This window comes from Aurantiacibacter gilvus (genome assembly GCF_038289935.1).
Lineage (GTDB): Bacteria > Pseudomonadota > Alphaproteobacteria > Sphingomonadales > Sphingomonadaceae > Alteraurantiacibacter > Alteraurantiacibacter gilvus.
In genome coordinates, this window is sequence record NZ_JBBYHV010000001.1 from 412,634 (window position 1) to 434,813 (window position 22,180).

Consider the following 22,180-nt stretch of genomic DNA (forward strand, 5'->3'; position numbering starts at 1 on the left):
GCGCGACTGCGCGACCGCAGGTGCCGCGTAGTCCAAAGGACGGAGCGAATAGCACCGAGGACGAGGCCGCAGAGGCGGCCTCGCAGATCAGAGATCAGGCGTCATGCGTCCGGCAGGCATCCCGTCGGCATGGCTGCCTTCGCTCGCCTCGGCAGGCCCCAGCGGCAGTTCGCTGCGCCAGTCCCAGTAGTGGTAGAACCACCAACCCATGGCGAGGCCGGCAACTGCGGCGACGGGGAAGGACAGCCAGATCGCGTCCGCACCCAGCCAATCGTAGGTAGCGTAGTAGAACCCCAGCCGTACCGGGAACAGCGCCACGCCGACCACCAGCAGCGGCACCCAGACCGCGCCTGCGGCGCGCATGGTGGCGGTGTAGATCATGGTCACGCCGAAGATGATGAAGTTCCAGCTCGCCAGCCACTGGATATGCCGCGCGATATCGACGGCGGGGCTGTCCGGCCCCAGGAACAGCACCAGCACCGGGCGGTCGAGCAGCAGCAGCAGGATCGTAACCGAGCCGGTGAAGGCCAGGTTCATCAGCAGGCCCGCGCGGGTGACGCTGTGCAGGTCGTCCCACTTGCGCGCGCCGATATACTGCGCCGCCATGGCGCTGACCGCGCCGCCAATCGCCATGGCCGGCATCTGGATATAGGTGAACAGCTGCATGGCCGCGCCGTAGGCTGCTGCCGTCATCAGCCCTTCGCGGTTGACCAGCCCGACGAAGACAATGCCCGCCGCGCTCATCACCAGCATTTGCGCGCCCATGGGCAGGCCCTTGGTGATGATGAAGCCCAACTCCTCGCGCGCAGGCTTGAGGTAGCGCAGCTCAGATCCGCGCAGGCGCAGCGGCAGGTCCTTGCGGTAGACGTAGATCACCATGGCCACGAAGGAAGCCATCGAGGCGACGATGGTCGCCGTGGCGGAACCGGCAATGCCCATGGCGGGCAGCGGCCCGACGCCGATGATCAGCAGCGGGTTGAGCACGGTGTCGATGGCGACGGTGACGCCCATGAAGATCAGCGGGGTCTTGGCATCGCCCGTGCCGCGCAGGCCCATCGACAGGATGATCGAGATCATGCCGAAGGGCATCGAAAGGAAGATCAGCCGCAGGTAGGTGAGGGCAAGCGGGTAAGCGTCGGCAGGCGTTGCCAGCAGGCGCAGCAGTGCAGGTGCCGTTGCGAAACCGATCCCCGCGATCAGGGCCATCAGCAGGGCGCAGAAGCCCACTGCCGTGCCGAAGGTGCGCCGCGCGCCGTCGACGTTGCGCGCGCCCCAGCGCTGACCGATCAGCACCGTGCCCGCCATGCCGAAACCGAAGGCGGCGCTGGCGACGAGGAACATGACGATATTGGCATTGGCCGTGGCGGCCAGCGCCTCTTCGCCGATCAGCCGTCCGACCCAGATCGAATTGATCGTGCCGTTGAGCGATTGCAGGACGTTGGTGAGCAGTGCCGGGATGGCGAAGAACATCAGCGTACGCGAGATCGGCCCGGCGGTCAGGTCGCCGCGCATGGCAGGCGCGGCAGGGCCGTCCCCGGGTGTGGAATCGTCGTTCATGTTCCGCGTGTGTCGCCGAACAGGTGGATGTGCAAGCGATCCGTCATGCGAAATCCGTATTCGAGGCAGAGCGGCGCGAGCCATTTCTCGCGCTGGCGCAGGGTTTCGCTGTCGGTGCCTTCGGGCATCAGGAACACGCGGCTGGCAGGCACCATGTGGGTGTCGACCAAGGTGCGGACCTCATCGAGGTCGCCCGGCTCGGCGATCACGAACTTGAGGAAGGCGCGCTCGTCGGTGGCCCAGCGGTCGAGCATGTCGGGCTTGAGGGCGAGGTCAGCCGGGTTGCCCGAGTGGGCCAGCTTGGGGCTGACGTTGTACTGGTCGACGCGGATGTCGAGCCGCGCAGGCGGGTCGATGGTGCCATTGGTTTCGATCTCCACCTGCATGTCGGGCAGGTTGCCCAGCATTGTCGCCAGCTTGCCAGCCTGCATCAGTGGTTCGCCGCCGGTGATGACGAGGCGTTTCTGGCCCAGCGCAGCCACGCGCGCAGCGACCTCGGCTTCGCCCAACTCCACCTGGTTGGCCTTGCGATCGAAGCTCTCGCCCGAACGGTGCGGGCGGTTGTCGCCCTCGAAGTGCCAGGTGTAGGCGGTGTCGCACCAGACGCAGGCGAGGTTGCAGCGCGACAGGCGCAGGAAGGCTACAGGCATTCCGGCGCTGGGGCCTTCGCCCTGCACGGAGGCGAAGATCTCGGGTTCGCCCGGAGCCTGTGTGGCGAGGACTAGCGACATCGTTTGCCGATAAGGTGTGACAGGTGTGACAGTGTCCTGACGCGAAAATCCATCCGATCACAGGGGGCGTGATCAATCGATCCAGTCGATTTCAGGCAAAGGGAAAAGACTGCGCCGATCATAGTCATATCCCCCTTGTTCCACATGCAAACGGCGTAGGAAAGCTACCCCAGCCGTTCCAGTGCCACCTGCAAGCGTTCGACCTCGGCACTGTGATGCGCGAGATCGGCCTTGGCCTTTTCGACTGCCTCGGGCTTGGCGCGTTCGACGAACTGGGCGTTGGACAGCCGCCCTTCGAGCGACTTGGCCTCCTTCTGCGAGGCCGCCAGCGCCTTCTCCAGCCGGATGCGCTCGGCGTCGATATCGATCACGCCTTCCAGCGGGACCACGAAAGTATCGCTGCCCGAAGCTACCTGCATGGCCGCGCCCGCAGGCGCTTCGCCAACGGTAATCGGCGACAGGCGCGCGAGCCGTTCGATGGCCGCGCTGCTGCGCTCGATCACGCTGGCGGCGAGGTCTGACGGCGCTTCGATGAAGGCGGCCAGCTTCTCGCTCGGGGAAATGCCCAGCTCGTTGCGTGCGCTGCGCGTGGCGGTGGTCAGCTCGATCACCCAGTCGATGGCATCGGTGGCCGCCTTGTTCACGCTGGCCTGCGGATTCACCCATTCGCCCACGATCAGGTCATGCGGGTGGCCGCGCGAGTTCCACAGTTCCTCGGTCACGAAGGGCATGAAGGGGTGCAGCATGACCAGGATCTGGTCGAGCGCCCAGCCGGCCACGGCGCGGGTTTCCTTCGCCGCGTCGGTATCGGGATCGTCCTGCAGCACGGGCTTGATCAGTTCGAGGTACCAGTCGCAGAAGCGGTCCCAAACGAAGTGGTAGATGGTGTTGGCGGCCGCATCGAAGCGCAGCTCTGCCATGGCCTTTTCCAGCGTTTCCGCCGTTTCTGCGAGTTCACCGATGATCCACTGGTTGGCGGCCATGCGCGCTTCGGGAGCGGCAATGTGCTTGCTCAGGCCCACGTCGTTCGACTGGCAGAAGCGCGCGGCATTCCACAGCTTGGTGGCGAAGTTGCGGTAACCCTCGACGCGCTTTTCATCCATCTTGATGTCGCGGCCCTGGCTTTCCATCGCCGCCATGAAGAAGCGTAGTGCGTCGGCCCCATACTGGTCGATCAGGCCCAGCGGATCGACCACGTTGCCCTTGGACTTGGACATCTTGGAACCGTCCGCCGCGCGCACCAGCCCGTGCAGGTAAAGCTTCTCCCACGGGCGCTCGTCCATGTTGTAGTAGCCCGCCATCATCATGCGGGCGTCCCAGAAGAACAGGATGTCGAAGCCGCTGATGAGCAGCGAGTTGGGATAGTGCTTCTTGACGAGGTCGGTGTTGTCCGGCCAGCCGAGCGTGGCGAAGGGCCACAGGGCGGACGAGAACCAGGTGTCGAGCACGTCTTCGTCGCGGGCCAGTGTAACGCCGTTACCGGCCTTTGCCTGGGCCTCTTCTTCGGTCATGGCCACATAGACCTTGCCGTTTTCGTCGTACCAAGCCGGAATCCGGTGGCCCCACCACAGCTGGCGGCTGACGCACCACGGCTGGATGTTTTCCATCCAGTTGAAGAAGGTCTTTTCCCAGGTCTTCGGGACGATCTCGATCTCGCCCGACTTCACCGCCGCGATCGGGCGCTTGGCCAGTTCGGCGGCATCGACGTACCACTGGTCGGTCAGCCATGGCTCGATCACCACGCCGCCGCGGTCGCCGAAAGGCGTGGCGATCACGCGCGGTTCGGCGTCGGCGACGATGTCCTCGCCCTGCTTGTTCTTGGAGACGTGCGGCACGAGGTGGCCGCTTTCCTTGAGCATTTCGACCACGCGCTTGCGGGCGTCGAAGCGGTCGAGGCCGATCAGTTCTTCGGGGATCAGGCCGTCGGCCGTCTGGCACACGGCGGCATCGGCATCGAGCATGTTGAGCATGTCGGCCGGCGCGATCCCGGCGCGCTTGCCCACTTCGAAGTCGTTGAAGTCGTGACCGGGAGTGATCTTCACCGCGCCCGAACCCAGTTCGGGGTCGGCGTGTTCGTCCGCCACGATGGGGACTTCGCGACCGGTGATCGGCAGCTTCACCCTGGCTCCGCGCGCGACGAGATCGGCATAGCGTTCATCGGTCGGGTGAACGGCCACGGCCATGTCGGCCAGCATCGTCTCGGGACGGGTGGTGGACACGCGGACGAAGCCCGAACCGTCAGCCAGCGGGTATTCGAACGTCCAGAAGCTGCCCTGCACGTCGATGGTTTCGACCTCGAGGTCCGAAATTGCCGTGCGCAGCTTGGGATCCCAGTTCACCAGCCGCTTGTCGCGGTAGATCAGGCCGTCGTTGTAGAGGTCCACGAAGACCTTGAGCACGGCCTTGGTGAAGTGCTCGTCCATGGTGAACTGCTCGCGGCTCCAGTCCATCGAGCAGCCGAGGCGGCGCAGCTGGCGGGTGATCGTGCCGCCGCTTTCTTCCTTCCACTCCCAGACCTTGGCGATGAAGTCTTCGCGGCTGTAGTTGGTGCGCTTGTCCTGCTTTTCCTCGAGCTGGCGTTCGACCACCATCTGCGTGGCGATACCGGCGTGGTCGGTGCCCACCACCCACAGCGCATCCTTGCCGCGCAGGCGTTCGTAACGGATCACGATGTCCTGCAGCGTGTTGTCCAGCGCGTGGCCGATGTGCAGGCTGCCGGTAACGTTGGGCGGCGGGTTGACGATGGTGAAGGGTTCCGCGTCCGGGCGGTGCGGGCGGAAAGCGCCGGTTTCTTCCCAATGGGAATACCACTTCGCCTCGATGGCGGCGGGGTCGAAAGTCTTGTCGAGTTCACGCGTCATAGGTGGCGGCCTTTGCCAGCGTGTATCCCCGTGTGCAACACGCGAAACAGTTGCGGCTCTGTCCATTTGTCACCATACCGGCTGTCCGATGAGGGAATGGGCTCAATTCAGCGTGGAGGAACGCGGCGGTCGGGCGACGCTCGTCATCAGCGGTCCCATGCTGGTCTCGACGATCGGTGAACTCGATCCCGAGCTGCGCGCCTACGACGGGTCGGTGCAAGCCATCGACATTTCCGAGGCCACACCCATCGATACCGTTGGAGCCTGGATCGTCTTCCGCTTCGCCAGCCGCACAGGTGCCGATGTCATCGGTGCCAGCGAGCAGGCCGAAGTGCTGCTCGACGCGGTGGAGGGCTGCAAGAGCGAGGCGGCGATCACGCCGGAGCGCGAGCCGATTTTCGGCCGTGTTACCGAACACGTCGGCAAGGCAGTGCTGGATCTGTTTGCGGGTATCACCCAGTCGATCGGATTCCTTGGCGGCGTGCTGGTGGCTTTTGCCACGATCGTGCGCCACCCCCGCCGCTTGCGCCTGCGGGCACTGACGCACCAGATGGAGCTGGTCGGCGTCACCTCGCTGCCGATCATCGGCCTGATGAGCTTCCTGATCGGCATCGTGATCGCCCAGCAGGGTGCTGTGCAATTGCAGCAGTTCGGCGCGGAAACCCTGACGGTGAACCTCGTCGGCCGCATCACCCTGCGCGAGCTGGGCGTGCTGATGACGGCAATCATGGTGGCGGGCCGGTCCGGCTCTGCCTTTGCCGCGCAAATCGGCACGATGAAGCTGACCGAGGAAATCGACGCCATGCGCACCATCGGCGTCTCGCCGATGGAGGCGCTGGTCCTGCCGCGCATTCTCGCCGCCGTGCTGATGATGCCGCTGCTCGGCTTTTTCGCCTCTGTTGTCGCCATCGTCGGCGGCGCGGTGATCGGCGATGTCATGCTCGGCATTCCGTTCCTGACATTCCTCGCCCGCATTCAGGAAGTTGTGCCGGTGACCGATTTCTACGTCGGCATGGTCAAGGCACCGGTTTTCGGACTGATCGTGGCCATGGCCGGTTGTTACCAGGGGATGCAGGTGCGCGGTAACGCCGAGGAAGTCGGCCTGCGCACCACCATGGCGGTGGTGCAGGCAATCTTCATGGTCATCGTGCTCGACGCCTTCTTTGCAGTGTTCTTCGAACGGATCGGCTGGATATGACCGACGAAGAACAGACGACCGAGCAGGCAGGCGGGGACGCTCCGTTCAACTGGGCCACGGCGGATACCACACCGGTGCCGATCCGGATCTCCGGACTGACCAACCGGTTCGGCGACTTTGCCGTGCATGAGGACCTCGACCTGGAGGTGCGTCGCGGCGAAATCCTGGGCGTGGTCGGTGGATCGGGTACCGGCAAGTCGGTGCTCATGCGCTCGATCATCGGTCTGCAGATTCCGGACGAAGGCACCATCGAGGTGTTCGGCCACGACATCACCGCTGCCGAACCGGACGAGGAAATCGGCGTGCGCAATCGCTGGGGCGTCCTGTTCCAGGGCGGCGCGCTGTTCTCCACCCTGACCGTGGCCGAGAATGTCGAAGTTCCGTTGAAGCAGTTCTATCCCGAACTCAGCCAGGAACTGCTCGACGAGATCGCCCGCTACAAGGTGGTCCTCAGCGGCCTGCCGGAAGAGGCGGCAAGCAAGTACCCGAGCGAACTGTCGGGCGGCATGAAGAAGCGCGCCGGCCTCGCCCGTGCGCTGGCGCTCGATCCGGAATTGCTGTTCCTTGACGAACCGACTGCGGGCCTCGACCCCATCGGTGCGGCCAAGTTCGACGAGCTGACGCGGGAACTGACCGATACGCTGGGCCTGACGGTGTTCCTGATCACCCACGATCTCGATACCCTGTACGCCATTTGCGACCGGGTGGCGGTGCTCGCGGACAAGAAGGTAATCGCGGTGGGGACGATCCCCGAGCTGCTGGAAACCGACCACCCGTGGATCCAGGAATACTTCAACGGCCCGCGCGCGCGGGCGGCCGTGGCAACACATCAACGCGGGAAAGCGTTGGACAATGACGACAGCGGGAAGGCATAGGAGAGGCCGATGGAAACAAGGGCAAACCATGTCTGGGTGGGCGTTGTCACGCTGCTCCTGCTGGCCGCGGCAGCGGTGTTCTTTGTCTGGCTTGCGCGCCTCGGCGATCGCAACAACAAGGAATACGACATCTTCTACGAACAGTCCGTGGGCGGTGTCGCCAAGGGCTCGGTAGTGACCTATTCGGGTGTTCCCGTTGGCCAGGTGACCGATATCCGAATTTGGGAACGCGATCCCGAATTCGTGAAAGTGCGCATCCGGCTGGACGGCGATACGCCGATCCTTGTCGGGACCACCGCCTCGATTTCGGCGAGTTTCACCGGCGTATCCAACATCAGCCTGTCAGGCGGGCGCAGCAACCAGCCGCCGATCTCTTGCGAGACCACCGAATGCGTCGAGGATAACGTGCCGGTGATCCCGCCGGCGGACAGCGCAGTGGGTGAAATCCTCGCTTCTGCGCCGCTGCTGCTGGAACGGCTGGCGACGCTGACGGACCGGCTGACCCGCGTGCTGGACGACGAGAACCAGAACTCTATCGCCGGCATCCTGCGCAACACCGATGCGATCAGCGCCGAACTGGCGCGCTCCAGCCCCGAAGTGCAGGCTACCTTGCAGGAATTGCAGGCCACCCTCGCACAGTCGACAGAGACGCTGGCTGCCTTCGAGGGCACCTTGCAGACGACGGACTCGCTGCTGCAAAACGAAGGGCCGCAAATCGCCAGCGAACTGCGCGAAACCCTCGCTACGGCGCAAAGCGCGGCCGCCGCGCTCGAATCCACGCTCGCCAATGTCGAACCGCTGACCCAGCAGCTGAACCAGGACACCTTGCCCGCCGCCACGGCCGCCATGCGCGACCTGCGCCAGACCAGCGCGACCTTGCGCACCATGACCGAACGGCTGGAAACCGAGGGCGCGGGTTCGTTGCTCGGCGGTCCGGCGCTGCCTGATTACGAGCCTTGAGGGGGAAGGACATGAAAATGACCAACAAGCCGATCCTTGCCGCCGCCCTGACCTCCTTGGCCGCGCTTGCCACCCTGTCCGCCTGCGTCAGCATCGGCGGGGGTGATCCGCCGGACCAGCTGCTGACGCTGACGCCTTCCGTCAATATCCCTGCCGGTACCGGTGCCGAAGGCGAAATCGCCGCCGCGCTGTCCGTACAGGTGCCCTCGGTGACGCAGCGCCTCAACGTGACGCGCATCCCGGTGACCACGAGCGACAGTTCGCTGGCTTACCTTGCCGATGCCTTCTGGGTCGAAAAGCCCGCGCAGCTGTTCCGCAATGTCCTGTCCGAAACCATTCGCGCCAAGGGCAACCGCATGGTGGTGAGCGGCGGCGAGCTGGAATATGCCGCGCGTACCCAACTGTCCGGCACGCTGGTCGACATGGGCTATGACGCGACCACCGGCAGCGCCGTGGTGCGTTATGATGCCGTGCTCGAGCTGCCTGACGGTACCGTGCGCACGCGCCGCTTCGAAAGCAGCGTTTCGGGCATTCCGGCAGAAGCGGGGATCGTGGGTTCGGCGCTCAACGAAGCGGCAAACACCGTGGCGGACGAAGTCGCGGAGTGGGTAGGCTGATCGCGAACGGGATTTCAGGTCCGGGCTGCCTTCAGAAATTCGGCCGCCCGTGTGAAAGCTTCCAGCTTCAGCGTTCGCGCTTCCTCGGCGGCCCAGTCCCAGCCCCATAGCTCTGCCTGCCAGTCCTGCTCGGCGTTGGCCGCGGCAAAAAGGGCAGGGAGGTCAGCCGCATCATCCATAGCGGCCATACCAACGACCAGCGAGGCGGCGAGCGAGGTCAGTGCAGTTAGCGCAGCGAGGGTGAATTCGTCTTCTCTCTCCAACACGGCGCCCAGCGCTGCCAGGCTGGCCTCGGGTTGCGGGCGGTGCATGATGCCGCTGGCGCGTTCGAACGTGATGCCATGGTGCCGTTCGCATGCGGTGAGAAGCGGCTCCCACAACTCTTCCTGTCGCTGGAACAGCGGTTCGTCCGGCTCGGCGCGATAGCACAGCGTATCGGTTTCGGCGTATTCGAGCAGCTTGGCCACGGTAGCGCTGCGCTCGCGCGAGATTACGTCGAGTGCATAGTCGGCCATGTCGCGGTGGAAGAAGCTCTTGGGGTCGACCTTTTCGCCTTGTGCGGCAAATTCGGCGGCTACCAGCTCTGCCAGCGCGCGGGTGGGAAGAACGTGCTGGTTGCCGCTCTGCGTCTTGATCGCGCGGCCATCGAGCAGGACCTGCCAGCCATCGTCACTCTCGGTGACCGAAACCTCTTTCCAGAACCGCTTCACGGACGTCGCGTCCCGTCGCGCTCGTTGCTGCTCCACATGCGGGAAAGCAGGGTGGGGAAGAGGAAGGTTTCGAGCATTCCGAGGACGATCAGCCCCCAGGCCAGCGGCTCGGGGAGGTCGAGTGCGCCGTTGGAGATTGCCAGCCCGGCAAGGATCATCAGCACGCCGCCGAAGCGCACGGCATTGATCACAATGAACCGGTTGCGCGCGCGCGCGTCGGCCTGCTCGCGGTCATCCATGGATGAGCTCCTCCAGTTCCTGCATGGTGCGCGCCACGCCAAGCGCGCCTGCTGCCAGCAACTCGTCTGCTTCGTGGTAACCCCAGTCGACGCCGATCGCGCGCACACCGGCGGCGCAGGCCATGTCGATGTCGAATACCGTATCACCGACCATCACCGTGTCTTCGGGCCGGGCCAGCACGTCGGCCATGGCCGCTTCGAGCATGGCGGGGTGCGGCTTTGACGGATGGCGGTCCGCCGTATGGGTGGTGGCGAATATCTCGGTCAGCCCGTGCATCGTCAGGGTAGAGGTCAGTCCGCGGTCCGACTTGCCGGTGGCCACGCCCAGCGCCCAGCCCTTGCCGTGCAGGCGGTGCAGCAGGTCGTGCATGCCGTCGAACAGCGGTTCGCGCACATTGCCCGCCTGCCGTGCCGCGAAGAAGGACTGTTTGTAAGCATCGACCGTGGCGGCCAGTTGGTCCGCCGCGAGATCAGGGGCGAGCTGCCGGATTGCCTGCGGCAGGCTGAGGCCGACGATACGGCGCACAGCGTGGGTATCGGGCGCGGGCAGGCCGCTCTCGGTGAAGGCTGCCGTCATGGCGTTGACGACTGCCGCCTGTCCGTCGCTGAGCGTGCCGTCGCAATCGAAGACTGCGAGCCGGACGGTCACTTGCGCCGCCCCTTGGGCTTGGCTCCCTTGCCGGGTTTGCCGGTGGGAGCGCCGCGCGCCTTGCGCTCGCCGCGACGGGCCTTGCGGTACTGCTTGGCATGCTGGCGCGCCGCCTGCTTCTTTTCTCCCTTGGTCCGCTCGGGCGGAGGAGTTAGCACCGGCTCGGCTTGGCTCAGGGACAGGTCGAACCCGAGTTGTTCCATCGATTGGGCAAAGTGTTCGGGGAGGTCCGCCGTGACGTCCAGCGTTCCGCCCTTGGGCGCGTCGATAATCAGCCGCCGCGCGTGGAGGTGCATCTTGCGGCTGACACTGCCGGTGAGGAAGGCATCCTGCCCGCCATACTTGCCATCGCCCACGATCGGGTGGCCGATTGCCGCCAGGTGGACGCGCAGCTGGTGCGTCCTGCCGGTGAAGGGCTGCAATTCGACCCAGGCGGCGGCATTGCCCGCGCGCTCGACCACGCGGTAGGCGGTCTTGGCGGGCTGGCCGTTCTCCGTGTCGACGTGCATCTTCTCGCCGCCGGTCCCTGGCTGCTTGGCCAGCGGAGCGTCGATGGTGCCTTCATAAACTTCGGGTACGCCGACGACGAGCGCCCAGTAGATCTTCTTGGCGCTGCGGCTGGAGAACCGCTTGGAGAAGAAGGCCGCGCTGCCGGGCGTGCGGGCGACCAGCAGGATGCCCGAGGTATCCTTGTCGAGCCGGTGGACGAGGCGCGGGCGCGGTTCGTCTTCGCCCGCATAGGCATCGAGCAGGCCGTCGACATGGCGATTGGTCTTGGTACCGCCTTGCGTGGCGAGGCCCGGCGGCTTGTTCAGCACCAGCGCGGCCTTGTCGCGGTAGATCAGCATCTCTTCCGCGAGGGCTTCGTCCTCGGGTGAAACCTCGCGCCGCTTGCGCTGGGTGCGCGCGCTGTCCTCGCCGCCCGGCGGCACGCGCAGCACCTGTCCGGTGGCCAGTCGATCCTCGGGCTTCACCCGCTTGCCGTCGACCCGCAGCTGGCCGGTGCGCGCCCAGCGGCTGACCGTGCCGAAGCCGACCTGCGGCAAGTGGCGCTTGAACCAGCGGTCCACGCGCACGCCATCATCGTCGGCATCGACGGTAAACTGGCGGACTTCCTTGTCTGAGCCCTTGTCTGAACCGGGGTTGCTGCTCATGAAACCAGCCGTGTGACCGTCAGGCCGAAGACCAGGCCGGAAACGCCGAGGCCGATCGACAGCATGATATAGAGCGCTGCGAACAGCAGCTGCCCGCGCTGGATCAGCATGGCGAGCTCGAGGCTGAAGGCGCTGAAGGTGGTGAAACCGCCCAGCAGGCCCACGCCGAGCAGCAGGCGCAGTTGGTCACCGCCTTGTCCGTGACGGGCGAGCACGCCTGCCAGCACGCCCATCAGCAGGCTGCCGATGGCGTTGACGGCGAGGGTCGCCCAAGGAAACATGGTCACCGCCTGGACGCCCATCCAGTGGGTCATCAGGCGGCCAAGCTGGTAGCGCAGCAGCGCACCGGCACCGCCGCCAAGCGCGACATAGGCAGATGCATAGAGCTGTGGAGTGGCATTCGACATGGGCGCTCCCTTAGCGATAGCCGCTGCCATGCGGAACCCAAAAGGCTCTCGCGCCTTGCATTTTGCCTGCGATTCGCATATCTGCGCCATCGTCAAGCCGATGTCCCTTGCGGATTCGGCGCGTTTTTCGTTGATTTACCATGGTGCACCCCGCGCCTTGATCCGCGGGCTCTGACCATTTTGATTAGATAAGGTGGCTTAGGTTTTATGCAGATCATCGTTCGCGATAACAATGTCGAGCAGGCTCTCCGCGCGCTCAAGAAGAAGCTGCAGCGCGAGGGGGTGTATCGCGAGATGAAGCTGCGTCGCCACTATGAGAAGCCGAGCGAAAAGCGTGCGCGCGAAAAGGCTGCCGCTGTGCGCCGCGCCCGCAAGCTGGAACGCAAGCGCGCAGAGCGCGACGGCGTCCGGTAAGCACACCGGAATTCAGGCTCACCAAGCTTGAAAGCAAATCGTAGCTAAGCCAAAGGGGCGTGGAAGCATTTTCCGCGCCCCTTTCGTTTGGCGCCCAAACGGGATCACCTGATATGACCGAAGTCACCCGCGTTCCGCTGCAGCCGATTGCCAAGGGCTCGCTCGTCAAGTTGTGGCTGGGTGTGCTTGCCGTCGTGGTGCTGGCCGCTGCCATTGCCTGGTGGGCCATGCCCAAGGGCCTGTCGGTCGATACCGTGGTGGCTGGCGAGGGTCCGGCACCGACGGCGGAGAGCGTGGTCTTCATGGACTATGTCGGCACGCTGGAGGACGGCACCGAGTTCGACCGTTCGCCGCCGATCCAGCCTTTCCCGGAAGAACTGGGCGTGCCGCAGGGTTACCCGATGGACCTGGCGCAGATGGTGCCGGGCTTCACCGAAGGCATGCTGCAGACGCGCGAAGGCGGCATCTACGAAATCTACATTCCCTCGGACCAGGCCTATGGCGACGACCCGCAGCCGGGCTCGCCCATCCCGCCGGGTGCGGACCTCACCTTCGAGGTGACCGTGTACAAGGTGCTGACGCAGGAAGAGTTCGAGGAACTCGGCATGCGCGTGCAGATGTACATGATGCAGCAGCAGATGGAGGCCCAGGCTGCGACCGAGGGTGCTGCTCCGACCGAGGGCGTGGCCCCGACCGAGTAGCCCGATGGCAGAGGGGGAGGTCATCGCGGAAACCCCGTCGGCCCAAGAGCCGATGCTCGCCGACTGGCCCGAACGTCCCTGGCTGCTCGCCGGACTGGGCGGCCTTGCCGGACTGATCGTCCACCTGCTGCTCGACGCCAACGAGCCATCACCTGCGCGCGCGGCGCTGGCGGCTGCGGCGTTCTTTTCCTTTGCCGCCGCCAGCTTTGTCCTCCGACCCAAGCGCTGGAGCGAGGCGGCGGTCTTTGCCGTGCTGCTTGGGCTCGTCATGGGCGGCATCGCCTGGCTCGCGGTCGATTCGGGCGACCACGTTGCCGGCGAGGAATTTGCCTTTGCCGCGGGCGTGTTCTTCTCGCTGCTGGCCGTGCCGCTGTTCCAGGCGGACTTCCACCGCAAGCGCTGGGCCACGCCCTACCGCGAAACCCATTTCCACGTCTGGACCGATGCCGTCAGCGCGGCAGGCGCGCTCGCCTTCGTGCTGCTGTCGTGGCTGTTGCTGTGGCTGCTCCGCGCATTGTTCAGCCTGATCGGCATCGAGCTGATCGAGGACCTGATCGAAACCACCGGCTTCGTCGGCCTGTTCTGCGGGGCGACTTACGGCGCGGCCATGGGCGTGCTGCGCAACCAGCTGAACGTGCTCGGCACCTTGCAGCGTGTGGTGCTGGTGGTGTTCTCGCTGCTTGCGGTGCCCTTCGGCTTCGCCATCGCGGTGTTCCTGGTGTTCCTGTTGCTGTCTGGCGGCTCTGCCCTGTGGGACGCGACCGACAGCGCCACGCCGGTGCTGCTGACCTGCGCGCTGGGCTGTTTCGTGCTCGCCAATGCCGTGGTGCGCGACGATGACGAGGCGCGCAGCGACAACGTGGTGATGCAGGCCGCGGCCATGATCCTCGCTGCCTCCATCTTCCCGCTCACCGTGTTCGCGGCGATCTCCATGGGCATCCGCATCGACCAGCACGGCCTCTCTCCGGAACGGCTGTGGGCACTGGTCGCCATTGCCATCGCGACCGCATACGGTCTGTCCTACTGGGTCGGGCTGGCGCGCGGACGCATGGCGGGCTGGGCCGAGTACCTGCGCCGCGCCAACCTGCATCTCGCCGCCGCCAGCTGCGTGGTGGCGCTGGTGCTGGCCCTGCCGCTCATCGACTTCGGCGGCATTTCCGCACGCCAGCAGATGGCGCGGCTGGATGCTGGCGAGGTTGCTCCGGAAGACTTCGACTTCAGAGCATTGCGCTGGGATTTCGGAGATGCAGGGCGCGATGTGCTGGCAGAGCTGGCCGAACGCGATGGCGAGATCGGCGAACTAGCGCTGGCGGCACAACGCCAGAGCGAGCGGCCTTACTGGTACGACGAAGCCGTGACCGAGGAATATCTCGACGAGACGACCGACGACATCGTGGTCTATCCTGCGGGATCGACTGCACCCGACGGCTTGCTGGACGCGATCGACAACGATTCGGTCTGCTGGATTGAAGGCACCTGCCGCATCTACCTGCAGGACGATGGCCGTACCGCCGTGGTGCTGGGTGACGAATGCGATACCGGCTACCGCGATGAAGACGACGCGACTGACCCAAGCATCGACTGCGGCATCAATGTCGAGGCCTTCGAGCTGGTGAACCGCAGCTGGCGCCGGATTCCCAACAGCCAGCCGTCGCGTACGATGACCACGGAAGACCAGCGCGCTGCGCTGGAACGCGAGCGGCAGGCCATCGAAAGCGGCGATGTTTCCATCGGCCCGTCCCAGCGGCGTACGATCTATATTGGCGACAAGCCCACCGGCAGGCAGTTCGACTAGCCTAACCGCTTGAAGCGCGCCCTTCGCGCGGCTAACGCGAGGCCCATGTCTGTAACCCGCGAACAAGTCGCCAAGATTGCCAGCTTGGCGCGCATCCAGATGGGCGAGCAGGAGCTCGACCACATGGTGCCCGAACTCAACAAGATCCTCGACTGGGTCGAGCAGCTGGGCGAGGTCGATACCTCATCGGTCGAGCCGATGACCGCCGTGATCCCCCAGGCCCTGCGCCTGCGCGACGACGTGGTCGATGCCGACCCGCACACCGCTGGCGGTCGCCGTGACGACGTGCTGGCCAATGCCCCCGTGGCCGAACACGGCTTCTACGGCGTGCCGAAGGTGATCGAATAGTGACCGATTTTACCCAGCTTGGCGTCAAGGCCATCCGCGACGGCGTGGCCGGTGGCGATTTCACCGCGCGTGAAGTGGCCGAGGTCTTCAACGGCGCGGTGGAAGCCGCTGCCGAACTCAACGCCTTCATCGTCGCCACGCCCGACCATGCACTGGCCGCCGCCGACAAGGTCGACGCCGCGCGCGCTGCGGGTGCGGAGCTTGGCCCGATGGCCGGTGTGCCGATCGGCATGAAGGACCTGTTCGCCACCAACGGCGTGCAGACCACGGCCGCCAGCCACATGCTCGAAGGCTTCGTGCCGCCTTATGAAAGCACCGTCAGCCAGAAGCTGTGGGACGCGGGCGCGGGCATGCTCGGCAAGCTGAACCTTGACCAGTTCGCCATGGGCTCGTCGAACGAGACCAGCTATTTTGGCCCGGTGAAGAGCCCGTGGAAGGCGGAAGGCAGCAATGCCACGCTGACGTCGGGCGGTTCCTCGGGTGGTTCTTCGGCAGCCGTTGCCGCGCGCCTCTGCCCGGCAGCGACCGGTACCGACACCGGCGGCTCGATCCGCCAGCCCTGCGCCATCACCGGCACCACCGGCATCAAGCCCACCTATGGCCGTTGCAGCCGCTGGGGCATTGTCGCCTTCGCCAGCAGTCTCGACCAGGCAGGCCCGATGTCGCGCTCGGTGGAAGACTGCGCGATCATGCTCGGCGCCATGGCGGGCTTCGATCCGAAGGATTCGACCAGCCTCGATGCGCCGGTGCCCGACTGGGCGGGCGCGCTGAACGCGGACCTGAAGGGCAAGAAGATCGGCATTCCGCGCGAATACCGGATGGATGGTATGGACGAGGAAATCCTCGCCAGTTGGCAAGCCGGCAAGGAATGGCTCCGCGATGCCGGTGCCGAGATCGTCGACGTCTCGCTGCCGCACACCAAGTATGCGCTGCCCGCCTACTACATCGTCGCCCCGGCAGAAGCCTCGTCCAACCTCGCGCGCTATGACGGCGTGCGTTACGGCCTGCGCGACCTGCCCGAAGGGGCGGGCCTGCAGGACATGTACGCCGCCACCCGCGCCGACGGTTTCGGCGACGAGGTGAAGCGCCGCATCATCATCGGCACCTATGTGCTCTCGGCAGGCTTCTATGACGCCTATTACACCCAGGCAATGAAGGTGCGCACGCTGGTGCAGCAGGACTTCCACAAGGCCTTCGCCGAGTGCGACGCGATCCTTGCGCCGACCACGCCGACCCCGGCCTTCCCGTTGGAAGAAATGAACAGCGACCCGCTGGCCATGTACCTCAACGACGTCTTCGCCGTGCCCGCTTCGCTGGCCGGCCTCCCGGCCATGAGCGTGCCCGCCACGCTGACCGCCAAGGGCCTGCCGCTGGGCCTGCAGGTGATCGGCAAGCCGATGGACGAACAGCAGGTACTCGACGTGGGTCTCGCAATCGAACAGCGCGCGGGCTTCACCGCGCAGCCGGAGAAGTGGTGGTGACGGAAGCACTGCGAACCGTGCGTTTCGACAAAGCCGATGCGCTGTTCGCAGATGCCGGTTCCGCATGGATGATGCTGACACGGCCAGCTGCCGCCGAAGCAATTTCGTGTTGTTCAGCAAAGGGCATTGCTGTGTCGATAGTTGAGGCTGGTATCTGGCACGAACCAGGATTTGAGGCGCGCCTCGACGGCATTTGGCACAGCGAGTTTGACGCGAAGTCTGATGTTGATTGCATCGACGAGAACAACTCGCGGGCGTTGCAATTCATCGTTGGGCTTCCGCAAGCCTATGACACGGCAATAATTTCGACTTTTGGAAACGAAGTATGAGCAACTACCGCATCCAGGGCGCTACGGGTGAATGGGAGGTCGTGATCGGCCTCGAGGTCCACGCGCAGGTCACCTCCAAGGCCAAGCTGTTTTCCGGCGCAAGCACCGCTTTCGGGGCGGAGCCGAACACGCAGGTGTCGCTCGTCGACGCGGCCATGCCGGGCATGTTGCCGGTGCCCAACCGCGAATGCATTCGCCAGGCCGTGCGCACGGGCATGGCGATCGAGGCGCAGATCAACAAGTGGTCGCGGTTCGACCGCAAGAACTACTTCTATGCCGACTTGCCGCAGGGCTACCAGATCAGCCAGCTCTACCACCCGCTGGTGGGCGAGGGGCAGCTGGTGATCGAGGCGGACGAGAAGGCCGGCATCCCCGAAGACAAGGTGATCCGCATCGAGCGCATCCACGTCGAACAGGACGCGGGCAAGCTGATGCACGACCAGCACCCGACCATGTCCTATGTCGATCTCAACCGCACCGGCGTGGCGCTGATGGAAATCGTCAGCCGCCCGGACATGACCTCGCCCGCCGAGGCCGGGGCCTATATCCGCAAGTTGCGTTCGATCCTGCGCTATGTCGGCTCGTGCGACGGCAACATGGAAGAAGGCTCGATGCGCGCGGACGTCAACGTATCGGTGCGCAAGGTAGGTGACACCGAACTCGGCACCCGCACCGAGACCAAGAACGTCAACTCGGTGCGCTTCGTCATGCAGGCGATCGAGCACGAGGTGCAGCGCCAGATCGACGTGATCGAGGACGGCGGCCAGATCGTGCAGGAAACCCGCCTGTTCGATCCGGGCACCGGCACCACGCGCTCCATGCGCAGTAAGGAAGACGCGCACGACTATCGCTACTTCCCCGATCCGGACCTGCTGCCGCTGGAACTGGACGATGCTTTCCTCGACGATTGCCGCGCCAGCCTGCCCGAACTGCCGGATGCCAAGCGCGCGCGCTACGAGAACGAACTGGGCCTGACGCCCTACAACGCCCGCGAACTGACGGCAGAGGTGGAAACCTTCGCCCGCTTCGAGACATTGCTGGCAGCCACTGCGGCAGGCATCGGCAAGCCGGAGAAGGACGTGGCTACCGCGGTTGCCAACTGGTCGCTCTCGGTCGCGCCGGGCGTGGTCAAGGCGCTGGGTGACGAGGCGGACATGGCCAATGCCACGGCAGAGGCCCAGGCGGCGATCCTCGACATGCAGGCCAAGGGCGAGATCTCCGGCGGGCAGGCCAAGGAGATCTACGAGATCGTCCTCAAGACCGGCCGCGACCCGAACGAGATCGCCGATACCGAGGGCCTGAAGCAGGTCAGCGACACGGGCGCCATCGAGACCGCCATCGACGCGATCATCGCGGCGAACGGCGACAAGGTGGAAGAATACCGCGGCGGCAAGGACAAGCTGTTCGGCTTCTTCGTCGGCCAGACGATGAAGGCCATGCAGGGCAAGGCCAACCCCGCGGTGGTGAACCAGATCCTGAAGGACAAGCTGGGCTAAACAGTATCTTGCGCCAACGGGCCCTTGTGCCTAACCCCGATTCCAAAGAGAGTCGGAGGGGTTTCGTGAGATCGATTTTGTTGGCAGCAGTGCTGGCTGGCAGCACTGCCGCACCCGCACTTGCGCAGGATGAAACGCCGGAAGCTGCAGCAGTGCAGCAGGCGGCGCTGACCGAGGAAGAAATCGCGGCCATACCGATGCCCGAACTGGTGTTCGAGCCGAGCGCCAACGATATCGATAACTACGAGAAGTACTTCTACTTCCACCGCGCGGATACGGACTTCAACGAGGCCTATGCCGACATCCTCGAATGCGACGCGCTGGCCAGCGGCTTTCGCATCTATGCCGGGGCCTCCGAACCCTATCCCGGCTATTATGGCAGCCAGTACGGCATTGGCGGCGTCATCGGCGGGGTGATCGGGGCGGCGCTGGCGGATGCCATCCACGGCTCTGCCGCCCGCCGCGAGGCGCGCCGCGCCAACATGCGCAACTGCATGGCCTTCAAGGGCTACGCCCGATACGGCCTCGCCAAGGACCTGTGGGAGGAATTCAACTTCGAGGAAGGCAATGGCCGTGAGCCGGAGCCCCAGCGCACCGAGGCGCTGATGCAGCAGGCGCGCGTCGCCTCCGGTCCGACACCCGCAGCAGAGGCAATCGTCCCATGATCCGGCTCCTTGCACTGGCGCTTGCCGCCATCACCATCATTACGACCCCCGCCACGGCGCAGATCAGGGAACGCGATATCGAACGTGGCCGCACCACGATCGAAGCGGATCGGGGCTACATCTACCTCGAAACGGACGGGCGCTTCTTCGGGATCTTCCTGCGCGTTCCGGAGCCGGAGGACTACGTGGCCTACGAGCAGGCCCGCGAAGACCAGTTTGCCGAACTGCAGGAGCAGTACGCGCGCGATTATGCCGCGTTCGAGCGTGCCTATGCCAATGCGCGAGAGCGCCGTTGGCGACTGCCGACTGCGCCGGAGGAGCCGACCATGGCCGACGTCAGCGTCACTCCGCCGGAATTGCAGGACGCTGCCAGTTTCGGTCCGGGTAGTGACTTCGCGCACGACGACGACACGGATCGTCGCGCCTATCTCACGGTCGTGCGTCCGGGGACCTACGTCTGGTATGGGCCGGTCATGTACGACACAAATCAGGGCTTCGTCGGCGCCTGCAACTGCATGGGCACCGTCATGTTCGATGTGGTCCCGGGCGTGGTGACAGACCTCGGCGATTTCCTCACTGCAGCCCCGCGCTATGCGGATCGGGGTGGCGCACAGATGGAAGAATTCGGCAATTTCAGCGTCGTCGGCCTGTTGGGGTCGCGCACGGTCTCGTTGCCCACGCAGTCGCGTGAACCCAGCTTCGGTTTGCCGGAATCACTGGCTGCCTGGGCGGGCGAACCTGTCGAGTTCCGCGCTGCGGGCAAAATGAACAACTTCTATGGTACGCTGGTCGACCGCCTGCCGCCGATCGACGGCGTTCTGGAATATCGCCGCGACCAGGTGATCGACGCGCGTACCGGCGAGGTGCTGGAAACGCTCACCTTGCCGCAGAACAGCACTCCGTCCGAAGCGGAGCTGTAGCCGCCCTCAGGCCACCGCCTTCAGCACCTGCAAGCCGCCTTCCACCACGGCCCCGACCACTCGGTCGCGGCCGTCGGTCTTGGCGCAGTAGACGGCGCGGTCGGCGCGCTGGATGGCCTGGCGGGCGCTGACGCCCTGTTCGCGCAGGTAGAAGCCGATCGAGGCGGTTACCTTCAACTGGTTGAGCGGGCGCTCGAAAGCCAGCTCGGCAACGGCCTTGCGCGTGGCGATAGCCAGTTGCGCCAGCGCGGCGTTGTTTTCCGGCGGGACGAGGGCCACAAACTCTTCGCCGCCGGTGCGGCAGACCGTCCCGGTTCCATCGTAGAGCGCCTTCAGCCGCGCGGCGACTTCGCGCAGGACGGTGTCGCCCGCGTCGTGGCCGAAATTGTCGTTGACGCGCTTGAAGTGATCGAGGTCGATCACCACCACCCCGCCAATCGGCTGGCGACCGCGCGCATCCTCGTCCAGCAGGCGTTCCAGCTGCCGCCGGTTGCCGACCTGGGTCAGCGCATCGATCTCGCCTTCCTCGATCCGGCTGCGCACCATGTCGTGTCCGATCATCATCAACAGGACGATGCCGACCGACATGCCCATAACGGCACTGATCGACTGGAACACGATGTTCAGGTTGCGGTAGAAGTCGCTCACCTCTGCCAGCGAGGGGCCGATGGGGTTGACCAGGACCACCCCGGCCTTGCCCGCGTAGGACAGGCAGGCTGCCAGCACGACGGCAAAGGCGATCATGTCGACCATGGAATTGCGGCGCGCTTGCCACAGGCCTTGCAAGCCCGAGGCGATCACGATGGCGCCGGTGGCCTGGACGATAAACCCGCGTGAAGCATAGGGCGGGGCCCAGGGCATGCTGGGCATGACGTATATCGCGACGAGCACCACCATGGCGACAATCGACAGCGGCACGTGCCGCGCGTGGCGCGAGAGGAAGGCCTGCACCATCACCATCAGGGCAAGGAAATGCGTGATGACGGTGAAATAGTTGACCCAGCGGCTGCCATCCGGATCGCGGAAGCCGTCGACCAGGATCGAGGCGCAGGCGATGGCAAAGCCCAATGCCGCCCACCGCGCGCTCACCAGCTTGCGATCGACCACGGCCACGATCAGCAAGGCCACACTGAGGACGGCGTAGAGCGCGGGAATCAGGATAAGGAAAGCATTGCTGCCGGACATGTCGCCGCCGTAGCTTCCGAATGTTGCTATCGCCCTAAGTATGTTGGCAATTTGATCCACAGCGCGCCGATAGCGCGAGCGAATATTGCGCGCTAGACCCATTGTCATGCCAAGCCGCCCTGCCATCGTTCTCGTCCACCCGGAAATCCCGCACAACACCGGTGCGGTGGGGCGCACCTGCGTGGCGCTGGACATGGAACTGGTGCTGGTGCGGCCTTATGGGTTCACCCTGTCGGACAGACAGCTCAAGCGCGCCGGGCTGGATTACTGGCAGCACGTGCGGCTGGCCGAATATGCCAGTTGGGATGCGTTGCTGGAGGACCGCCAACCGCGTGCGGACCAGCTGTTCCTGTTCGAGGACGATGCGCCGACTAGCTTCTACGAGCCGGACTATCCGGACGACGCCCTGCTGGTGTTCGGCAGCGAGACCAAGGGGCTGCCCGCCGCGATCCGGCAGGCGCATCCGGACCGGCAGTTCCACCTGCCGATGCGATCAGCGCATATCCGGTCGCTGAACCTGGCCAACACCGTGACGGCGGCGGCCTACCAGGCGCTTCGCGGGAAGTTCTAGGCCTGCCGCTGGGCGGTGAAGTCCATCGAGCCCATGAAGCCAGCCTTGATCTTGCCGGTCACCGCGTCGCCGTTCACCTCGGCCGTGCCTTCCAGCTTCATCGGCATGGGGCTGGTCAGTTGCATGGTCCAGGTCAGCACGTTGCCGTCGATCTTGCCGTTCTCGGCTTCCATCTGGCCAAGGCTGCCCGACAGCTGGCCGGTGAACTCGGTGCCGTCGTCGTTGGGGACGACAGTGAAGGTGCCGGTCTGTTCGCCCATGGGGCTGTTGACCACGAAATCGTAGGTTCCGCCTACTTCGCTCATAATAGATTCCTC

At 65.1% G+C, this 22,180-nt stretch carries 24 protein-coding genes; 14 read left to right on the forward strand and 10 right to left on the reverse strand.

The window, feature by feature from the left end:
* Positions 1-87: 87 nt before the first annotated feature.
* The 3 genes from AAEO60_RS01980 to AAEO60_RS01990 all read right to left on the reverse strand — a co-directional run bounded on the left by AAEO60_RS01980 (position 88) and on the right by AAEO60_RS01990 (position 5,149).
* Complete coding sequence (locus tag AAEO60_RS01980; protein ID WP_341671969.1) at positions 88-1,557, reverse strand: MATE family efflux transporter; 1,470 nt, start codon at positions 1,555-1,557, stop codon at positions 88-90.
* Complete coding sequence (locus tag AAEO60_RS01985) at positions 1,554-2,288, reverse strand: 7-carboxy-7-deazaguanine synthase QueE (RefSeq protein WP_341671970.1); 735 nt, start codon at positions 2,286-2,288, stop codon at positions 1,554-1,556. The genes AAEO60_RS01980 and AAEO60_RS01985 overlap by 4 nt, the downstream gene beginning before the upstream one ends.
* Before the next feature lie 164 nt (positions 2,289-2,452).
* On the reverse strand, positions 2,453-5,149 hold the full coding sequence (locus AAEO60_RS01990) for a valine--tRNA ligase (protein ID WP_341671971.1): 2,697 nt from the start codon (positions 5,147-5,149) through the stop codon (positions 2,453-2,455).
* A gap of 88 nt (positions 5,150-5,237) precedes the next feature.
* Between AAEO60_RS01990 and AAEO60_RS01995 the strand changes: the two genes are divergently transcribed.
* Genes AAEO60_RS01995 through AAEO60_RS02010 form a run of 4 tightly spaced genes read left to right on the forward strand, consistent with a single transcriptional unit; the run spans position 5,238 to position 8,799 of the window.
* Positions 5,238-6,347, forward strand: a complete 1,110-nt coding sequence (locus AAEO60_RS01995; protein WP_341671972.1) for an MlaE family ABC transporter permease — start codon at positions 5,238-5,240, stop codon at positions 6,345-6,347.
* Positions 6,344-7,222, forward strand: a complete 879-nt coding sequence (locus AAEO60_RS02000; protein WP_341671973.1) for an ABC transporter ATP-binding protein — start codon at positions 6,344-6,346, stop codon at positions 7,220-7,222. The genes AAEO60_RS01995 and AAEO60_RS02000 overlap by 4 nt, the downstream gene beginning before the upstream one ends.
* Before the next feature lie 9 nt (positions 7,223-7,231).
* Complete coding sequence (locus AAEO60_RS02005) at positions 7,232-8,182, forward strand: MlaD family protein (RefSeq protein WP_341671974.1); 951 nt, start codon at positions 7,232-7,234, stop codon at positions 8,180-8,182.
* 17 nt (positions 8,183-8,199) lie between these two features.
* Complete coding sequence (locus tag AAEO60_RS02010) at positions 8,200-8,799, forward strand: ABC-type transport auxiliary lipoprotein family protein (protein WP_341671975.1); 600 nt, start codon at positions 8,200-8,202, stop codon at positions 8,797-8,799.
* 14 nt (positions 8,800-8,813) lie between these two features.
* Here AAEO60_RS02010 and AAEO60_RS02015 read toward each other — a convergent pair whose 3' ends face one another.
* Genes AAEO60_RS02015 through crcB form a run of 5 tightly spaced genes read right to left on the reverse strand, consistent with a single transcriptional unit; the run spans position 8,814 to position 11,958 of the window.
* On the reverse strand, positions 8,814-9,509 hold the full coding sequence (locus tag AAEO60_RS02015) for an ATP12 family chaperone protein (RefSeq protein WP_341671976.1): 696 nt from the start codon (positions 9,507-9,509) through the stop codon (positions 8,814-8,816).
* Positions 9,506-9,748, reverse strand: a complete 243-nt coding sequence (locus AAEO60_RS02020; RefSeq protein WP_341671977.1) for a hypothetical protein — start codon at positions 9,746-9,748, stop codon at positions 9,506-9,508. The genes AAEO60_RS02015 and AAEO60_RS02020 overlap by 4 nt, the downstream gene beginning before the upstream one ends.
* Positions 9,741-10,397 (reverse strand): HAD-IA family hydrolase, encoded by a 657-nt coding sequence (locus AAEO60_RS02025; protein ID WP_341671978.1) that lies wholly within the window; start codon positions 10,395-10,397, stop codon positions 9,741-9,743. The genes AAEO60_RS02020 and AAEO60_RS02025 overlap by 8 nt, the downstream gene beginning before the upstream one ends.
* Entirely contained in the window at positions 10,394-11,551 is a 1,158-nt protein-coding gene (locus AAEO60_RS02030; RefSeq protein WP_341671979.1) for an RluA family pseudouridine synthase, read from the reverse strand. The genes AAEO60_RS02025 and AAEO60_RS02030 overlap by 4 nt, the downstream gene beginning before the upstream one ends.
* On the reverse strand, positions 11,548-11,958 hold the full coding sequence (gene crcB / locus AAEO60_RS02035) for a fluoride efflux transporter CrcB (RefSeq protein WP_341671980.1): 411 nt from the start codon (positions 11,956-11,958) through the stop codon (positions 11,548-11,550). Before crcB ends, AAEO60_RS02030 begins: the two co-directional genes overlap by 4 nt.
* Before the next feature lie 207 nt (positions 11,959-12,165).
* On the opposite strand from crcB, the gene rpsU reads away from it, so the two are divergent.
* The 9 genes from rpsU to AAEO60_RS02080 all read left to right on the forward strand — a co-directional run bounded on the left by rpsU (position 12,166) and on the right by AAEO60_RS02080 (position 20,107).
* Complete coding sequence (rpsU, locus tag AAEO60_RS02040) at positions 12,166-12,372, forward strand: 30S ribosomal protein S21 (protein ID WP_341671981.1); 207 nt, start codon at positions 12,166-12,168, stop codon at positions 12,370-12,372.
* Positions 12,373-12,485: 113 nt separating this feature from the next.
* Positions 12,486-13,073, forward strand: coding sequence for an FKBP-type peptidyl-prolyl cis-trans isomerase (locus AAEO60_RS02045; protein ID WP_341671982.1), 588 nt, complete (start codon positions 12,486-12,488; stop codon positions 13,071-13,073).
* A gap of 4 nt (positions 13,074-13,077) precedes the next feature.
* Positions 13,078-14,868: a DUF4153 domain-containing protein gene (locus tag AAEO60_RS02050; RefSeq protein ID WP_341671983.1), complete on the forward strand. Its 1,791-nt coding sequence runs from the start codon at positions 13,078-13,080 to the stop codon at positions 14,866-14,868.
* Between the two features lie 45 nt (positions 14,869-14,913).
* Positions 14,914-15,216: an Asp-tRNA(Asn)/Glu-tRNA(Gln) amidotransferase subunit GatC gene (gatC, locus tag AAEO60_RS02055; RefSeq protein ID WP_341671984.1), complete on the forward strand. Its 303-nt coding sequence runs from the start codon at positions 14,914-14,916 to the stop codon at positions 15,214-15,216.
* Positions 15,216-16,697 carry an Asp-tRNA(Asn)/Glu-tRNA(Gln) amidotransferase subunit GatA gene (gene gatA, locus AAEO60_RS02060; protein ID WP_341671985.1) on the forward strand — a complete coding sequence of 494 codons (1,482 nt, stop codon included), beginning with the start codon at positions 15,216-15,218 and terminating at the stop codon, positions 16,695-16,697. The genes gatC and gatA overlap by 1 nt, the downstream gene beginning before the upstream one ends.
* Entirely contained in the window at positions 16,694-17,026 is a 333-nt protein-coding gene (locus tag AAEO60_RS02065) for a hypothetical protein (RefSeq protein WP_341671986.1), read from the forward strand. The genes gatA and AAEO60_RS02065 overlap by 4 nt, the downstream gene beginning before the upstream one ends.
* On the forward strand, positions 17,023-18,522 hold the full coding sequence (gatB, locus tag AAEO60_RS02070) for an Asp-tRNA(Asn)/Glu-tRNA(Gln) amidotransferase subunit GatB (protein ID WP_341671987.1): 1,500 nt from the start codon (positions 17,023-17,025) through the stop codon (positions 18,520-18,522). Before AAEO60_RS02065 ends, gatB begins: the two co-directional genes overlap by 4 nt.
* Positions 18,523-18,587: 65 nt before the next feature.
* Positions 18,588-19,187 carry a hypothetical protein gene (locus tag AAEO60_RS02075; RefSeq protein WP_341671988.1) on the forward strand — a complete coding sequence of 200 codons (600 nt, stop codon included), beginning with the start codon at positions 18,588-18,590 and terminating at the stop codon, positions 19,185-19,187.
* Positions 19,184-20,107 carry a hypothetical protein gene (locus AAEO60_RS02080; RefSeq protein ID WP_341671989.1) on the forward strand — a complete coding sequence of 308 codons (924 nt, stop codon included), beginning with the start codon at positions 19,184-19,186 and terminating at the stop codon, positions 20,105-20,107. Before AAEO60_RS02075 ends, AAEO60_RS02080 begins: the two co-directional genes overlap by 4 nt.
* Before the next feature lie 6 nt (positions 20,108-20,113).
* On the opposite strand, the gene AAEO60_RS02085 is transcribed toward AAEO60_RS02080, so the two are convergent.
* Entirely contained in the window at positions 20,114-21,292 is a 1,179-nt protein-coding gene (locus AAEO60_RS02085; protein WP_341671990.1) for a GGDEF domain-containing protein, read from the reverse strand.
* Positions 21,293-21,398: 106 nt separating this feature from the next.
* Here AAEO60_RS02085 and AAEO60_RS02090 point away from each other — a divergent pair, with 106 nt between their 5' ends.
* Positions 21,399-21,863, forward strand: coding sequence for a tRNA (cytidine(34)-2'-O)-methyltransferase (locus AAEO60_RS02090; RefSeq protein WP_341671991.1), 465 nt, complete (start codon positions 21,399-21,401; stop codon positions 21,861-21,863).
* Here the strand turns inward: AAEO60_RS02090 and AAEO60_RS02095 are convergent.
* Entirely contained in the window at positions 21,860-22,168 is a 309-nt protein-coding gene (locus tag AAEO60_RS02095; RefSeq protein WP_341671992.1) for a hypothetical protein, read from the reverse strand. The two genes, AAEO60_RS02090 and AAEO60_RS02095, sit on opposite strands and share 4 nt — an antisense overlap.
* Positions 22,169-22,180 lie beyond the last annotated feature (12 nt).

Bases quoted from the DNA above. Each gene is read 5' to 3' on its own strand.
- gatC (WP_341671984.1), top strand. From the start codon at position 14,914: ATGTCTGTAACCCGCGAACAAGTCGCCAAGATTGCCAGCTTGGCGCGC.
- AAEO60_RS02010 (WP_341671975.1), top strand. From the start codon at position 8,200: ATGACCAACAAGCCGATCCTTGCCGCCGCCCTGACCTCCTTGGCCGCG.
- AAEO60_RS02000 (WP_341671973.1), top strand. From the start codon at position 6,344: ATGACCGACGAAGAACAGACGACCGAGCAGGCAGGCGGGGACGCTCCG.
- AAEO60_RS02050 (WP_341671983.1), top strand. From the start codon at position 13,078: ATGGCAGAGGGGGAGGTCATCGCGGAAACCCCGTCGGCCCAAGAGCCG.
- AAEO60_RS02030 (WP_341671979.1), bottom strand. From the start codon at position 11,551: ATGAGCAGCAACCCCGGTTCAGACAAGGGCTCAGACAAGGAAGTCCGC.
- AAEO60_RS02090 (WP_341671991.1), top strand. From the start codon at position 21,399: ATGCCAAGCCGCCCTGCCATCGTTCTCGTCCACCCGGAAATCCCGCAC.
- AAEO60_RS02020 (WP_341671977.1), bottom strand. From the start codon at position 9,748: ATGGATGACCGCGAGCAGGCCGACGCGCGCGCGCGCAACCGGTTCATT.
- AAEO60_RS02095 (WP_341671992.1), bottom strand. From the start codon at position 22,168: ATGAGCGAAGTAGGCGGAACCTACGATTTCGTGGTCAACAGCCCCATG.
- AAEO60_RS02045 (WP_341671982.1), top strand. From the start codon at position 12,486: ATGACCGAAGTCACCCGCGTTCCGCTGCAGCCGATTGCCAAGGGCTCG.
- AAEO60_RS02005 (WP_341671974.1), top strand. From the start codon at position 7,232: ATGGAAACAAGGGCAAACCATGTCTGGGTGGGCGTTGTCACGCTGCTC.
- crcB (WP_341671980.1), bottom strand. From the start codon at position 11,958: ATGTCGAATGCCACTCCACAGCTCTATGCATCTGCCTATGTCGCGCTT.
- rpsU (WP_341671981.1), top strand. From the start codon at position 12,166: ATGCAGATCATCGTTCGCGATAACAATGTCGAGCAGGCTCTCCGCGCG.
- AAEO60_RS02085 (WP_341671990.1), bottom strand. From the start codon at position 21,292: ATGTCCGGCAGCAATGCTTTCCTTATCCTGATTCCCGCGCTCTACGCC.
- AAEO60_RS01995 (WP_341671972.1), top strand. From the start codon at position 5,238: ATGAGGGAATGGGCTCAATTCAGCGTGGAGGAACGCGGCGGTCGGGCG.
- AAEO60_RS01990 (WP_341671971.1), bottom strand. From the start codon at position 5,149: ATGACGCGTGAACTCGACAAGACTTTCGACCCCGCCGCCATCGAGGCG.
- gatB (WP_341671987.1), top strand. From the start codon at position 17,023: ATGAGCAACTACCGCATCCAGGGCGCTACGGGTGAATGGGAGGTCGTG.
- AAEO60_RS01980 (WP_341671969.1), bottom strand. From the start codon at position 1,557: ATGAACGACGATTCCACACCCGGGGACGGCCCTGCCGCGCCTGCCATG.
- AAEO60_RS01985 (WP_341671970.1), bottom strand. From the start codon at position 2,288: ATGTCGCTAGTCCTCGCCACACAGGCTCCGGGCGAACCCGAGATCTTC.
- AAEO60_RS02080 (WP_341671989.1), top strand. From the start codon at position 19,184: ATGATCCGGCTCCTTGCACTGGCGCTTGCCGCCATCACCATCATTACG.